Annotated in this window: 13 protein-coding genes and 1 pseudogene; 7 read left to right on the forward strand and 7 right to left on the reverse strand. The window is 34.8% G+C overall.

Features of this window, described 5'->3' with window-relative positions; all coding sequences use genetic code 11:
• Positions 1-2: 2 nt before the first annotated feature.
• From ACLL8X_RS00665 to ileS, 7 genes and pseudogenes are all read right to left on the reverse strand, one after another.
• Positions 3-1,969, reverse strand: a pseudogene (locus tag ACLL8X_RS00665) (LTA synthase family protein).
• Positions 1,966-2,751: a carbon-nitrogen hydrolase family protein gene (locus ACLL8X_RS00670; RefSeq protein WP_411989029.1), complete on the reverse strand. Its 786-nt coding sequence runs from the start codon at positions 2,749-2,751 to the stop codon at positions 1,966-1,968. Before ACLL8X_RS00670 ends, ACLL8X_RS00665 begins: the two are co-directional and overlap by 4 nt.
• A complete protein-coding gene (gene xseB / locus ACLL8X_RS00675; RefSeq protein ID WP_411989030.1) occupies positions 2,744-2,917 on the reverse strand; it encodes an exodeoxyribonuclease VII small subunit in 174 nt (57 codons plus the stop codon). Before xseB ends, ACLL8X_RS00670 begins: the two co-directional genes overlap by 8 nt.
• Positions 2,914-4,371 carry an IMP dehydrogenase gene (gene guaB / locus ACLL8X_RS00680; protein ID WP_411989031.1) on the reverse strand — a complete coding sequence of 486 codons (1,458 nt, stop codon included), beginning with the start codon at positions 4,369-4,371 and terminating at the stop codon, positions 2,914-2,916. Before guaB ends, xseB begins: the two co-directional genes overlap by 4 nt.
• 3 nt (positions 4,372-4,374) lie before the next feature.
• Positions 4,375-5,742: an Asp-tRNA(Asn)/Glu-tRNA(Gln) amidotransferase subunit GatA gene (gatA, locus tag ACLL8X_RS00685; RefSeq protein ID WP_411989032.1), complete on the reverse strand. Its 1,368-nt coding sequence runs from the start codon at positions 5,740-5,742 to the stop codon at positions 4,375-4,377.
• A complete protein-coding gene (locus ACLL8X_RS00690) occupies positions 5,736-5,849 on the reverse strand; it encodes a hypothetical protein (RefSeq protein ID WP_411989033.1) in 114 nt (37 codons plus the stop codon). Before ACLL8X_RS00690 ends, gatA begins: the two co-directional genes overlap by 7 nt.
• Before the next feature lies 1 nt (position 5,850).
• The gene (gene ileS / locus ACLL8X_RS00695; RefSeq protein ID WP_411989034.1) at positions 5,851-8,592 is read right to left on the reverse strand and encodes an isoleucine--tRNA ligase; all 2,742 of its coding nucleotides are present in this window, start codon (positions 8,590-8,592) and stop codon (positions 5,851-5,853) included.
• A gap of 98 nt (positions 8,593-8,690) precedes the next feature.
• Here ileS and ACLL8X_RS00700 point away from each other — a divergent pair, with 98 nt between their 5' ends.
• The 7 genes from ACLL8X_RS00700 (at position 8,691) to ACLL8X_RS00730 (ending at position 14,098) form a co-directional block, all read left to right on the forward strand.
• Complete coding sequence (locus ACLL8X_RS00700) at positions 8,691-9,779, forward strand: CinA family protein (protein WP_411989035.1); 1,089 nt, start codon at positions 8,691-8,693, stop codon at positions 9,777-9,779.
• A 10-nt stretch (positions 9,780-9,789) separates the two neighbouring features.
• The gene (locus tag ACLL8X_RS00705; RefSeq protein ID WP_411989036.1) at positions 9,790-10,212 is read left to right on the forward strand and encodes a GNAT family N-acetyltransferase; all 423 of its coding nucleotides are present in this window, start codon (positions 9,790-9,792) and stop codon (positions 10,210-10,212) included.
• Between the two features lie 57 nt (positions 10,213-10,269).
• On the forward strand, positions 10,270-10,893 hold the full coding sequence (locus ACLL8X_RS00710) for an NAD(P)H-dependent oxidoreductase (RefSeq protein ID WP_411989037.1): 624 nt from the start codon (positions 10,270-10,272) through the stop codon (positions 10,891-10,893).
• Positions 10,890-11,495, forward strand: a complete 606-nt coding sequence (locus tag ACLL8X_RS00715; RefSeq protein WP_411989038.1) for an NAD(P)H-dependent oxidoreductase — start codon at positions 10,890-10,892, stop codon at positions 11,493-11,495. The genes ACLL8X_RS00710 and ACLL8X_RS00715 overlap by 4 nt, the downstream gene beginning before the upstream one ends.
• A 116-nt stretch (positions 11,496-11,611) precedes the next feature.
• Positions 11,612-12,148: a CDP-diacylglycerol--glycerol-3-phosphate 3-phosphatidyltransferase gene (gene pgsA, locus ACLL8X_RS00720; protein WP_411989039.1), complete on the forward strand. Its 537-nt coding sequence runs from the start codon at positions 11,612-11,614 to the stop codon at positions 12,146-12,148.
• Entirely contained in the window at positions 12,145-13,251 is a 1,107-nt protein-coding gene (rseP, locus tag ACLL8X_RS00725; RefSeq protein ID WP_411989040.1) for an RIP metalloprotease RseP, read from the forward strand. The genes pgsA and rseP overlap by 4 nt, the downstream gene beginning before the upstream one ends.
• Positions 13,252-13,264: 13 nt before the next feature.
• The gene (locus tag ACLL8X_RS00730; RefSeq protein WP_411989222.1) at positions 13,265-14,098 is read left to right on the forward strand and encodes a DUF535 family protein; all 834 of its coding nucleotides are present in this window, start codon (positions 13,265-13,267) and stop codon (positions 14,096-14,098) included.
• Positions 14,099-14,184 lie beyond the last annotated feature (86 nt).

Genomic DNA, 14,184 nt, shown 5'->3' on the forward strand with positions numbered 1-14,184 from the left:
GCTTAGAATTTTGCTAAACCTAAACGCTGGGCTAATTGATAGAAATTTAATTCCCTATAAAATTGTGCGAAATTTTTATGATAATCATCTAATTCAAAGGCTTGATTATCATCTTTTAAAGTGCTATTGTCTTTAAAATAATATCCTTTATTACCACTATAAATACCTTTTTCATCCACCCAAACCGCATCATTGATACCAAATTCCAGCCTTTCATCGCTGGGCTTTGCTAGCATATTTCTCCCACCTACGCTAAGATAATTCACTTCACTTAGACTTAGAGCATAAAGAGTTGGAAAAATATCCTTATGAGAGCCTAAGCGAAACCTATCATAATAAAGCTCATTTTGTAAATTTTTTGGCACATAAAGATAAAAAGGCACACTATAAGCAAAAGCCTTTTGAGAATTTAAATCCATACTCATTTCACGCACTCTATGGTCTCCAGTTGCTGCTATGATAACGCTATCCTTAAAAGAACTTTGTTTTACTTTATCCAAAAATTTTCCAAATTCATCATTTGCATAAGTATAAGCTTTGATAATATTTTCTTGTTTGTCCTTTTTGTAAGGAAGCATATCAAGCAAAGCTTGAGGGATATTTTCTAATTTTGGTAAATCATTTTGGGGAATTTTATAAGGCGGATGATTAGAAATGCTAAGAGCAATTATAAGAGTGTTGCGTGGATTTTTTTCAAGCAAGTCATAAATTTTTCTATATAAAAACTCATCGGCTACTCCATAACCATTTTCACTTGCCTTTGCCTTGCTATATTCTTGCATTAATATATTTTCATCAATGATTTCATCCACTCCTAAAACACTGAGATAATTTTTAATATTTTGCCAAGACCCATTACCCGCACTTACAAAAATTACTTTATATCCTGCTTTTTTATAAACAGCAATAGGGGTTAAATCCAAATAAGTTTTTTGAAATTTGCTTGTAGAAATATTAGAAAATGGACTTACAAAAAATAAATTTGCAAAACTTGGTATAGTTCCATTACTGGAGCTTAAAAATCTTTTAAAAACAAAATCTTGTTTAAAGTGTTTATCTAAAGCACCTAAAAAATTATGCTCCTTACTTGAAAAATCAGCTAAATTTAATCCAAAACTTTCCATCAAAATTAAAGCCACACTAGGCTTAATTTCTTCAGCTTTCAGATTTATAGGACTTTGATATAAATAGTCAAAAAGTTTTTCTTTAAGCTCTTGTGCTTTTAAAGATGAGATAACTTTCAAAGTTGCTTCTTCTTTGTATTGTTTTAAAGCCCAAGAAAATGCCATAATAGGATTTAACATTGTATCATTTGCAACGCTATATTCACTAAAGGAATAATTTTGCACATTTATAGCCACGTGCTTAAAAGGACCCCTAAGAGCAATAGTATAGACAAGCAACAACAAAACAATCAAGGATAAAAATTGCAAGGGATTTAAGCAAATCGCCCTTAATTTTAACTTTAAAATTCTCACATTTAAAAAAATACAAAAAATTCCAAAAACTAAGGCAAGGGCTAGAATTTTAAAAACAGGATAATCAGCCATTATAATCTTTAAAATGGCTTCTGTGTTGTCATTTTCTAAGCCGAAGATAAAAATATCAATTTTTGTTTTGTAAATTTCGTAGTAATAATACTTGATAAAAGAAAAAACTATACACAAAAAAGCCAGAAGAAAAATATAAAAACTCGATAAATAAAGATAAAATTTTCTTATCCCCCCCCCGTTATTTTCACACGATGAAAAATAAGAGCTAAAAATCCACAAAACAAAAGGGGCAAAAACGCAGCACTTAAAAATCTTATATCGTGAAAAGCTCCCAAAAAATACATCAGGGCTAATTCGCTTTTAGGCTCAAGCAAACCCGCAGGGATAAAAGCATTTTGCATTAAAATGCGATTAATGCCAAAAATCGCCACAAACAGGGTGCTAAAGATGAGAATTTGGAGTAAAACCTTTCTCATATTTGTCTTTCGTAATTTTTAATTATCCTATCAAAAGCCCAAATTTTCCTTGCTTCATCGGCTTTTTTGGGTTCTATGATAAGCATTTCTTCTTCAAAACCTAAGCGACTTTCTATTTCGCCAAAGGCATTAATCAACATCGTATCGCCGTAAAAATTCCACTCGTCTTTTGTTTTGCCTATGCGATTGACCCTTAAAATACTTGTGGAATTTAAAAAGGCTCTTGTTTTTAAAAGCTCTTCCCATCTTTGCTTACTTTCAAAGGTGCAAGCACTAGGAGTAATCACTAAATCAATTTTTTTAGCCATAATCTGCTGCCAAAAAATATCAAAATGCGTCTCAAAGCCAAAAAGCAAAGCACATTTTAATTTATCATAATTAAAAGTGAAAAGCTTCAAATCCTTTGCCTTATTGCCAAAGAATTTCTCTTCATTCCAGTGTGTATAGGGCATTAAAATTTGCTGCTCATAGCTTTTAACACCCTTTGGAGTAACCTTCAAGCAAAGCTTTTTATAATTCTTAGCTTCCACACTCACATAAGGAGCAATGATTTCAAGCTCGTATTTCTTAGCAAGTTTGATTAAACTTTCTTTTTTGACTTCACTTTGCTCTTTTATCATATTTTTTGGCATAGATAAAAGCTCGGTAAAAAAGCTATTTAACACATATTCGCCCAAAACCACCAAATTCGCCCCACTATCCTTTGAAGCCTTAAGATAATAATCAAGCCTTGATTCACTCAAAGCCAAAGTCGCAAATTGCAAAGCCGCTATCTTACCCATCGATTTGCTCCACTTCTAATTTTGCCTTTTCAAGCTCAAGCCTTGCTTTTTTGATACTTTCTAAACCTGCTTTATAAATTTTCACACTCTCATCTAGGCTAAGTTCTTTGTCATTTAGCTTTTCTAAAGCTTCATTGGCTTCTTTTAAATTCTCTTCAAAACTCATTGATGATTGACCTTATAATTTGGTGCTTCGTGCGTGATGGTTACATCATGCACATGACTTTCTTTAAGTCCTGCAGTGGTAATCTCCACAAATTCAGCCCTAGCTTGAAAATCTTTTATATCCCTAGCACCCACATAGCCCATAGAAGAGCGAAGCCCCCCTAGAAGCTGATGCACCACGCTTTTGATACTTCCCACATAAGGAACACGACCTTCTATGCCTTCAGGAACGAGTTTATCCTGTGCTGTGCCTTGCTGAAAATACCTATCCGAACTTCCCTTTTGCATAGCTCCAAGAGACCCCATACCCCGATAAGCCTTGTATTGTCTGCCTTGATAGGTAAAAAGCTCTCCGGGACTCTCATCTGTGCCTGCTAAAAGTGAGCCTATCATAATAGAACTTGCCCCAGCCGCTAAAGCCTTAGCAATATCGCCTGAATATTTAATCCCCCCATCAGCGATAACAGGCACACCAAACTGATTAGCAACCTCAGCACACTCATCAATGGCTGAAATTTGAGGCACACCCACACCCGAAACAATGCGAGTTGTGCAAATGCTTCCGGGTCCTATGCCGACCTTAATCGCATCAGCACCAGCTTCGCAAAGTGCCTTTGCCGCCCCAGCTGTGGCGATATTGCCCGCTATAAGCTCTAGGCTAGGGTATTTTGCCTTAACCGCTTTGATAGTATCGATAATACCCTTAGAATGTCCGTGTGCGGAGTCAAGCACTAAAACATCAACACCCGCTTCAAATAAGGCATCCACTCGCTCCATCTGCCCTACCCCAATAGCCGCTCCTACGCGTAATCTTCCAAAATTATCCTTATTTGCATCAGGGTATTCCTTGCGTTTTTTCAAATCCTTTATAGTGATAAGTCCTTCTAAATGCCCTTTTTCATCGACAATAGGAAGTTTTTCGACCTTATTGGTGCTAAAAATTTTCTCCGCATCATCTAGGGTGCAACCTTTTGGAGCCGTGATTAAAGGAGCTTTTGTCATTACGCTTTGGACTAAATTAGAAGGATTGTTTTCAAATCTTAAATCGCGATTGGTAAGAATTCCTATGAGTTTTTTATCTTCATCAACCACAGGTACGCCTGAAATTCTATACTCTGCCATAAGCTCTAAAGCTTGTGCCACACTTGCTTTGGGACTTACAAAAATAGGGTCTATGATGACTCCGCTTTCGCTTTTTTTCACTCTTTTTACTTCTCTAACTTGCGAAGCTATGTCCATATTTTTATGAATAACCCCAAGCCCTCCAAGTCTTGCCATCATAATAGCCGCTCTGTGTTCGGTTACCGTATCCATAGCCGCAGAGATTAAGGGCATATTTAAAGAAATATTTTTGGTAAGTTGGGTGTGAATTTTTACTTCTTTAGGCAAAATTTCAGAATAGCACGGACGCAACAATACATCTTCAAAAGTCAAAGCTCTTTTTACAATTTTCATCTTTTATCCTTCATTTTTAATCATTCGCTCTAAACTCAAAGCCCCATCTAGCAAAGTTTGTTCATCAAAGGCTTTGCAAATCAGTTGTGCTGAGATATTAAGCCCATCCTTATCCTTTGCCACAGGCACACTAATAGCCCCAAGTCCTGCTAAATTCACAGAGATGGTATAAATATCTTCTAAATAAGTCTGCATAGGGCTTTTTTGAGTGTCAAATTTAAAGGCTGTTGTAGGAGCTACGGGCATAAAAATCAAATCACAATCGCTTAAAATCTCTTCATATTTTGCCTTGATAAAAGCCCTTGCTTTTTGTGCTTTGATATAATACGCATCATAATATCCACTGCTTAAAACAAAGGTTCCAAGCAAAATTCGTCTTTTTACTTCTTCGCCAAAACCTTCACTACGGGTATTAACATACATATCTTTTAAATTTTGTATATCCCCAGAGCGTTTGCCATAACGCACCCCGTCATAGCGACTTAAATTCGCACTTGCCTCAGCTGTTGCGATGATATAATAAGCGGCTATGTCAAATTTAGAATCGAGTAAATTTTTATACACTAGCTCGTGTCCATTGGCTTTTAGCTTGTCTAGAGTTTTTAAAAGGGCGGTTTTTACTTCATTACTTGCATTATTGACATAATTTTCAATCACTGCGATTTTTAGTTTTTTATTGGCATTTAAATGAGGAGCGGTTTTGATAAATTCGATATTTGCACTGGTGCTATCCCTTTTGTCATATCCCCCAATCGCATCGTATAAAAGGGCTGCATCTTCTACGCTTTGTGTTAAAACTCCAATTTGGTCTAAACTTGAAGAATAAGAAGCCAACCCGTATCTACTTACCCTACCATAGCTTGGTTTAAAACCCACACAACCGCAAAAAGCCGCGGGCTGACGCACAGAACCGCCCGTATCCGAACCCAAACTTGCTAAAGCCAAACCAGAAGCCACCGCAGCAGCACTGCCCCCGCTTGAACCGCCCGGAACGCGCTCAAAATTCAAAGGATTTAAGGTTTTGCCATAACAAGAACTCGCACTCGAATTTCCCATAGCAAATTCATCCATATTACAACGCCCAAAAGGAGCAAAGCCATTGGCTTTTAAATTGACAATCGCACTTGCATCATAAGGGGCGATATAGCCTTGTAAAATCTTACTCGCACAAGTAAGTTCCCAGCCCTTGACACTGATATTATCCTTTATAGCCACAGGCACACCTTCGCCACAAATACTCAAATCTTTATCTAAAAACTGCTCTATATAAGCACCTAGCTTTTTTTCTTTTTTTGCTTTTTCATTGAGTTCTTTTCTCAAATTTTCAAGCTCTTCTTTGGAGTATTTTAAAGCTTCTTTTAAACTTACCATTTCTTTTCCTTTGTTTTTTTAATCAAAAATACCGCTAAAGCACTCAAAGCCAAAACCACCGCTATCGTAGCGATGATAAGGCTATTTGGGATAGGATTTTCTAGCATTTTATTTTAAAACCCCTTGACATCTTAAGCAAGGCTCATTTTCGCTTTTACTTTCAAATTTCCAACATCTTGGACACTTATGAAGTGAAGATTTTGTGATTTTTACCTTCTCATTTTCTACTTTAAATTCAGCTAAAATTTCTTCATTTTCATAGCCAATTTGACTTACCATAAACCAATCAGCTAATTCTTCTTTTGGAACTTTGTCAAAAGTAAGAATTAAGTTTGTCTCTAGGGTGGATTTGATGATTTTATCCTTTTTAAGCGTATCAATTTGCTCAAAAAATTTCTCTCTAGCACTCATTAAAAAGCTATCATCTATACCAAAATCATAAGAAAAATCATCCATCAAATTCAAATCAAAAACATCCTTAGCATCACCCTTAATCAAAGCATTAGCGTGCTCTAAGGCTTCATCTACGCTATAAGTTAAACAAGGTGCTAATAAATTTAAAAGCTCTTTGCTTATCAAAGCCATAGCCACCCCAGCTGATTTTCTTCGCTTGCTATCTTTACTATCGCAATAAAGCCTGTCTTTGCTAATATCAAGGTAAATTCCACTCAAATCCGCACTTAAGAAATTTAAAAGCAAAGCAAAGCCCTTAGCAAATTCATAAGCAAAAAATGCTTCTTTGGCTCCCTTAAATACTCTAGTAGCACGCGTTAAAATCCACTTATCAATAAAAGAAAATTCCTCAACTTCCAAATCCTTTAAATCGCTGGTATTTGCGAGTAGAAATCTTATGGTATTTCTTATTTTGCGGTATTGTTCGCTTACTTGTTTTAAGATATTGTCTGAAATTTTTAAATCACTAGAATAGTCGCTTAAAAGTATCCAAAGTCTTAGAATTTCAACCCCATAGCTTTTTGCTACATATTCAGGGGCTATGACATTACCTTTGGATTTAGACATTTTCTGCCCTTTTTCATCGGTTGTAAAACCATGCGTTAAAATGCTTTCATAAGGCGCACATTCATTGATGGCTGTTCCTACAAGCAAGGAGCTTTGAAACCATCCGCGGTGCTGGTCGCTTCCTTCTAAATACATACTCGCTCTTTTTGCACCCGCATCATAAAGTCCGCTATTTAAAACCGCATTAAAGGTGCTTCCACTATCAAACCAAACATCTAAAATATCATAAACTTTTTCTAAATTTTCAGCCTTATATTTTGAATTTTGTGGGATTAAATCCTTGATTTCAAACTCCCACCAAACATCAGCTCCGTGTTTTTCAAAAAGCTGGGCTACAAAGTCAAAAAGTTCATCATCAAAAAGCACTTCTTTGGTATTTTTATCCCTAAAAAAGGCTATGGGCGTTCCCCAGTCTCTTTGCCTTGAAATACACCAATCAGGACGGTTTTCTACCATAGAGCCTATTCTTTTAACCCCACTTTGTGGATAAAAACTTGTCTTTAAAAGCTGTTCTTTAGCACACTCTCTTAAGCTTTTACCCTTTAATTTTGGCTCATCCATTAAGATAAACCATTGTTTAGTCGCTCTATAAATCACAGGCTTGTGCGTTCTCCAACAAAAAGGATAAGAGTGTATGAATTTAGAAACATTTAAAAGCTTCTCCCCTAAAAGCTTCAAAATTCTTTCATTTGCCTTAAAAATATGAAGCCCTATAAATTCTTCAAGCAAATGAGAAGGCAAAAGCCCTTTAGTCCTTAAAGTCTCATCATAACAACCCCCATCATCCACAGGCATAAGCACCTCAATGCCGTATTTCAAACAAGCATAATAATCATCTTCGCCGTGTCCGGGTGCTGTATGCACAAGCCCACTTCCACCTTCCATTAACACATGCTCACCCATAATCAAAACAGATTTTCTTCCATTTAAAGGGTTGATAGCTTCTAGTTTTTCAAATTCTTTTGCGTTCAATTCTTTTTGAATTTCGCCCTTTGTAAGCTTTTTTTCCACCATATTTTTAAGCAAGGCACTTGCGAAAATCAAGCCCTCTTTGGTAATGACATAATTTTCATTAGGATTTAAGGCTATGGCTTGATTTGCCACCAAAGTCCAAGGAGTAGTCGTCCAAATAACCGCACTTGCCCTACTCACTCCTAGTTTTTCACAAGCTTTTTCGTCTAAATCAAAAGCCACAAAAATAGAATAATCCTCTTTATCCTGATACTCCACTTCAGCCTCTGCTAAGGCTGATTTTGCCGCCCAACTCCAAAACACAGGCTTAGAACGCTCACAAAGTAAGCCTTTTTTAGCAAGCTCGCATAAACTTCTATAAATAGCAGCTTCAAAGCCAAATTCCATAGTCAAATAAGGCTTATCCCAATCCGCAATGACGCCTAAATTTTTAAATTCTTCCCTTTGAATAGCTACAAATTCACTAGCGTGTTGTCTACAAAATCCGCGAATTTCTTTTTTGCTTAGACTTTTTTTCTTTGCTCCAAGCTTAAGCTCTACTTGCTGTTCTATGGGCAAACCATGACAATCCCACCCCGGAGTAAAACGCACACTTTCGCCCTTAAAATAATGTATTTTGATAATGGTTTCTTTTAAAATTTTATTTAAAGCGTGTCCTATGTGAATGTGTCCATTAGCATAAGGGGGTCCATCGTGTAGAGTGAAGCTTTTCTTAGCGTCTTTGCGTTTTTCTTTCATCTTTTCATAAGCATAATTTTGCTCAAACCATTTTTGAAATCTTTGAGGTTCAAGCTCTGCTAAATTTGCACGCATAGCAAAGCTAGTGCTAGGCAAAAGTAGAGTTTCTTTGTAATCCATTTTTTCCACCTAATTTTTAATAATCTTAAATTTTACTCAAAATAGCTTTAATTTCTACTTTGTTTTTGGCTATAATTAAAAGAAAAAAGGAAAATTTTATGAAACATTTGCTTTATCTTATAGGAGATGAGCTTACTATGAATGAAAATTTCAAAAATTACATTTATAGAACTTATGAAGAAAAATTTAAAGAGATTAACGAAATTCGCATACAAAATAAAACCGACAAAGATTTGCCTTTTTTGCTTGAAAATTTACTCAACCAGTATGATTTTATCACCCTTTTTACAAGCCCTGCTTATTATGCGACCATAGCTAAAATTCTAGCAACCTTAGATGAAGATAAACTCATTTTAAAAGAAGATACCCTAGTGCCTAATAAGGCTGAATTTAGCAAGGATAGCTTTGTGTGTCATTTTTCAAATTCAAAAATCAATGTCATCAAAACAAATCCCGGTGAAAAACTTCCCCCGTTGCTTGGGGATATAAAATTAAATTTTGCTTATTTTTGCATCTTTGGAATGGATGATGAAAGTGCTGTATTGCTACTTCAAACCCTAACAAAGTCCTATGAAGTGAATATAAAATCAAGCAAACTTTTAGACAATCTTGTGCTGATTAAAGCCACTTGTGCGAATTTTGGAAAACTTGATGGCTTTTTAAAAAGCGTGAAAAAACTTTTTGGGCAAAAACTTTTCTGGGGTAAAAATCCTATTGAATTCATCGCTTCAAAACTCTTAGAAAAAAAACTAAAAATTTCCTTTGCTGAAAGTTGCACAGGGGGTCTTTGTGCTAGTGCTTTAACTCAAATTTCAGGCGTGAGTGAAATTTTTGAGGGTTCTATCATAAGTTATTCTAACCGCCTTAAACACGAATGGCTAGGCATTAGCGAAGGGGTTTTAGAAAACGGGGGTGCGTATAGTGAGCGTTGTGTTTATTTTATGCTAAAAGGCATTTTTAAAACAGCCCAGCCTGATTTTGCCCTAGCACTAAGCGGAGTAGCAGGAGAACAAAGCGTAGGGGCTATACAAAGTGGGAGTATTTTCATAGGAGCGATGTTTAAAGATGGGACCTTTATACAAGAGCTTTTGCATCTAAAAGGCGACAGAACACTCGTGCAAGAACAAGCCGTTTTGGCAGCTTTTTGCCTACTTCTAAAATTAAAACCTGAAATTTTTGAATTTTAAGGACTTAATAATGAGAGAACTTAGCCTACAAGAAGATTTAGAAAAAATTTATCCCTTAATAAAACAACTAAGAAACAAGCTATCTTTAAAAGACTTTTTAGATAAATTTCAACTTGCCACACAAACCCAGCATTACAAACTTTTTGCTTACGAAGTAGAAGGAGAATTTCAAGCAGCTTGTGGGGTAATGCCCTTTAATGTGCTTTATCATAGTCATTGTCTTTATATTTGTGATTTTGTCGTAGATGAAAAGCTAAGAAGCAAGGGCGTAGGTCGGGCTTTTTTGGAAAAAATTCAAACTTGGGCAAAAGAACAAGGATACGAAGAATTAGAGTTAAGCTCCAGTTTTTTTAGGGTAAAAGCTCACGAATTTTATGTTGAAAAAATGGATTTTGAAAAATCAGGCTTTGTTTTTAGAAAAAGCCTTTTATAATATTTGTGATTAAATTTTGTCTTTTATAATTAAAAATTATTTTACAAGGAGTTAAAAATGGATTTTAAAGATTTGATTTCAAAACGCCGTGCTTGCAAGCTTTTTAATGATAAAAAAATTAGCCAAACAGATTTAAGATTTGTTTTAGAAAGTGGGATTTTAGCCCCTAGCTCACACGGCTTTGAGCCTTGGAAATTTGTGGTGCTAAGTGAAAAAGAAGATAATTTAAAACTAGCCCGCTTGTGTTTTAATCAAGAAAATGTCGCAAGTGCCAGTCATAATATCATTCTTTTAGCCAGAAAGGATTTGCAAAGCAAAGATGAATTCACACAAAAACAAATCCGCCGTATTTCAGGTTCGAGTGAAGAAAATTTTCAAAAAATTTTAGAGCTTTACACTTATAAGACTAATGCTATGAATGATAAAGAGCTTTATCATTTTGCCAAGCTTCAATGCTATATAGCCCTAAATCAAATGGCTTTAGCGGCTATGAGCTTAGGCATTGATTCTTGTATGATAGGGGGTTTTGAAAAGGAAAAAGTAGATGAGTTTTTAAGCTTAAAACACCCTTTTGAAACGGCTGTGATTTTATCCTTAGGCTACAAGGCTAAAGAGCCAAAATATCGGGCTCAACGCTTAAAATTTGACGAAGTGGTTGAATTTTATAAGGAAAAACAATGAAAAAAGAACTTGAAATTTTTAGCACAAGATATTCTTGCAGGAATTTTAAAAAAGAAAAATTAAAACAAGAAGATTTAAATTTTATTTTAGAAATAGCAAGATTAAGTCCTAGCTCCTTAGGGCTTGAGCCTTGGAAATTCTTAGTCGTGCAAGATGAAAAGAAAAAAGCAGAACTTTCTCAAATTTGCAATCAACAACAGCACATTAAGGATTGTGCTGCATTGATTATCATCGTTTCAAGACTGGATTTTTTAGCTTATTTTGAAAAAAAGCTTAGAAAAAGAGCTTTAAGTGAAGCCGAAATTCAAAAACGCCTTGATACCTATCTGCCCTTTTTAAAAGCTTTAAATGATGAACAAAAATTAGCTTACTCAAGGGAACAAGCCCACATAGCAATGACTAGCATACTTTATGGTGCTAATGCTCTTAATATAGCCACTTGTCCCATAGGTGGCTTTGATAAAGAAAAGCTCGATGCCTATTTAGCCCTTCAAACGCAAAAAGAAAGGTCTGCTTTAGTGGTGGCTTTAGGCTATTCTAATGATGAAAAAATTCCGCAAAAAAGTCGTTTTTCTTTTGATGAAGTTGTAAAATTTGTTTAAATATTACTTAAAAAATAATTTTGAATGAGAAAAATTAATTCTTTTACCCCTTTCTTTACTAAGCCTTTGCATAATTTTTATATAATTTTAATTATAACCCATTTGCAAGGCTTGATATGAATTTACCCAATATTTTAGCAATTTTTAGAATGCTTTTAGCACCTTTGCTCTTTTTTTTGCTGAGTTTTAGCTTTGAAAATATCCATCAAAGCTGGGTGAATTATTTTGCCACTCTTACCTTTTCACTGGCTGCTTTGAGTGATTTTTTTGATGGTTATATAGCAAGAACTTGGGGACAAAGCACTAAATTAGGGGCGATTTTAGACCCTTTAGCGGATAAAATGCTTATTCTAGCGGCTTTTTTAGGGCTTTTACTGGCTCACAAGGCTAATGAATGGGTGGTTTATATCATCTTGGTGCGTGAGTTTTTCATCACTGGCTTTAGGGTTGTGATGGTAAGCGAGAATTTAGATGTCAGTGCTTCTTTCGCGGGCAAACTTAAAACAGCTTTTCAAATGACGGCTATTATTTTTTTGATTATGGATTGGATGGGTGCAGGGTTTTTGCTCTATGCGGCTTTGTTTTTAACCCTATATTCAGGCTTTGAATACATTTATGTCTATATTAAGGCTCACAAGGAAAGGAAAAAATGAAGTCTTTGTTGTTTTTAGTTCTCATTTTAGTTTTGGGATTTAATTTTTATTCTGTGGAATTTTTAGCCACTATCTTAGTCATTTCATTTTTAATCTTCTTTCACGAATTAGGACATTTTTTAGCCGCAAGGTCTTTGGGTGTAAAAGTTGAAGTCTTTAGTATAGGATTTGGAAAAAGTCTTATAGAGCGTGAATTTAAAGGCACAAAATACCGCTTAAGTGCCTTACCACTTGGGGGTTATGTCAAGCTTAAAGGACAAGATGATATGCGTCCGGGTTTTGAGAATTTAGAGCCGGATAGTTATAGTATTTTAAGTCCTTTGAAGAAAATTTATATACTTTTTGCAGGACCTTTTTTTAATCTCATTTTAGCCTTTTTTCTCTATATCATCATAGGAAATTTAGGCATAGAAAAACTTGCCGCACAAATAGGCAATATAGCACCCAATTCCGCCGCAGAGCAAGCAGGACTTCAAAAAAATGATACAATTTTAGAAATTGATGGCATAAAAATTCAAAGCTTTGATGAAATTTCAAAATATTTAAGCTTAGAACCTTTGAAAGTATTAATCAATAGAGAAGGAAAAAAGCTGGAATTTATCCTAAGTCCCAAACTAGCACAAGGATATAATGACTTTGGACAAATTATTGAAAAACCCCAACTTGGAGTGAGTCCAAGTGGCTCTACAATCCTTGTTTTTCATCAAGGCTTAAAAAGCCTTCAATACGCCCTAGATGAGAGCATTAGGGCTTCTACGCTCATTGTTAAAGGCATAGGAAAACTAATAAGCGGAGAAGTGGAAGCAAAAAATTTAGGTGGCATTATCACAATGACAGAACTTACTTCAAAGGCTGCTAGCTCCAGCTTTGCCTTGCTTTTATTTATCGCCGCCTTAATTTCTATAAATTTAGGTATTTTAAATCTCTTGCCTATTCCTATGCTTGATGGCGGACACATACTTTTTAATCTTTATGAAATGATTTTTAGACGCAAAGTTCCCCAGCGTGCTTTTGAATATCTAAGCTATGGCGGAATGGCATTACTTTTAAGCCTAATGCTTTTTGCAACTTATAATGATATAGTAAGGGCAGTGGGTGAATAAATTTAAACTCTCAATGCCTAATTTTGACGACCCTAAAAGAAGCATTGTTCTCAAAAGAAAAATGAGATATTATTTAAGGCATTTATTATTTTTTTCTTATAAGACAAAATTTGAAAAATTTTTGATTTTAAATCCCCATTTACAAGAATTTTGTATAAGAAATTCTTGGATACTCTACTCTATATATAGAGATTTTTGCGACATTAGTTTTAATGTAAAAGAACGCTATGAAAATTTAACCCAAGACCTTTTACAAGGGTATCATTTTTTTCAAGGTTTTTTAACTCAGCCTTTGAAAATATATTATCAAAATAACCCTGATGAGATTGAAATATTCTTAGGATGCAATGGAAATTCTTGCGAAGAAGGCTTTTGGAATATTAGTATTTGTTATAATCATCAAACAATTTACCAACTTTCTTATTGTTTCACTGCTCAAAAGAATCTTTTAATTGCTTGCGTTCAAGGAATTAAAGGGAATTTTGATAATATAAAAATCAATAAAATTCTCACAAAACAATGTTATGGACTAAGACCTAGTGCCTTACTCATAGAATGTGCTAAAATGCTTTGTGAAATTCTTAAATTTCAAATGACCTTAGGCATATATGAAAATACTCAGCTAAGACATGGAAAAAGCAAAGACAAAGGCTATTTTGTGGATTATAAAAAAATTTGGCTCGAAAATGGTGGAGAGCTTGTAAAAATCAACAAACACAAATATTATAAACTCTCGCACACTCGTAAAAATATTGAAGAAATTCCAAGCCAAAAACGTTCTATGTATAAAAAACGCTTTGCTATGCTTGAAGAACTAAGACAAAATTTAATTCAAGTTCTATCTTAAAGTGCTTTTGTTAAATTTTTACCCTAAATTTTAGACCTTAAGCAAAGTCCATATTTTGTTGAAGTATAAATTAAGTATATTTTGAT

It is taken from the genome of Campylobacter parajejuni (genome assembly GCF_046764905.1).
Taxonomy (GTDB): domain Bacteria; phylum Campylobacterota; class Campylobacteria; order Campylobacterales; family Campylobacteraceae; genus Campylobacter_D.

Bases quoted from the DNA above. Each gene is read 5' to 3' on its own strand.
- ACLL8X_RS00670 (WP_411989029.1), bottom strand. From the start codon at position 2,751: ATGGGTAAGATAGCGGCTTTGCAATTTGCGACTTTGGCTTTGAGTGAA.
- xseB (WP_411989030.1), bottom strand. From the start codon at position 2,917: ATGAGTTTTGAAGAGAATTTAAAAGAAGCCAATGAAGCTTTAGAAAAG.
- guaB (WP_411989031.1), bottom strand. From the start codon at position 4,371: ATGAAAATTGTAAAAAGAGCTTTGACTTTTGAAGATGTATTGTTGCGT.
- gatA (WP_411989032.1), bottom strand. From the start codon at position 5,742: ATGGTAAGTTTAAAAGAAGCTTTAAAATACTCCAAAGAAGAGCTTGAA.
- ACLL8X_RS00690 (WP_411989033.1), bottom strand. From the start codon at position 5,849: ATGCTAGAAAATCCTATCCCAAATAGCCTTATCATCGCTACGATAGCG.
- ileS (WP_411989034.1), bottom strand. From the start codon at position 8,592: ATGGATTACAAAGAAACTCTACTTTTGCCTAGCACTAGCTTTGCTATG.
- ACLL8X_RS00700 (WP_411989035.1), top strand. From the start codon at position 8,691: ATGAAACATTTGCTTTATCTTATAGGAGATGAGCTTACTATGAATGAA.
- ACLL8X_RS00705 (WP_411989036.1), top strand. From the start codon at position 9,790: ATGAGAGAACTTAGCCTACAAGAAGATTTAGAAAAAATTTATCCCTTA.
- ACLL8X_RS00710 (WP_411989037.1), top strand. From the start codon at position 10,270: ATGGATTTTAAAGATTTGATTTCAAAACGCCGTGCTTGCAAGCTTTTT.
- ACLL8X_RS00715 (WP_411989038.1), top strand. From the start codon at position 10,890: ATGAAAAAAGAACTTGAAATTTTTAGCACAAGATATTCTTGCAGGAAT.
- pgsA (WP_411989039.1), top strand. From the start codon at position 11,612: ATGAATTTACCCAATATTTTAGCAATTTTTAGAATGCTTTTAGCACCT.
- rseP (WP_411989040.1), top strand. From the start codon at position 12,145: ATGAAGTCTTTGTTGTTTTTAGTTCTCATTTTAGTTTTGGGATTTAAT.
- ACLL8X_RS00730 (WP_411989222.1), top strand. From the start codon at position 13,265: ATGCCTAATTTTGACGACCCTAAAAGAAGCATTGTTCTCAAAAGAAAA.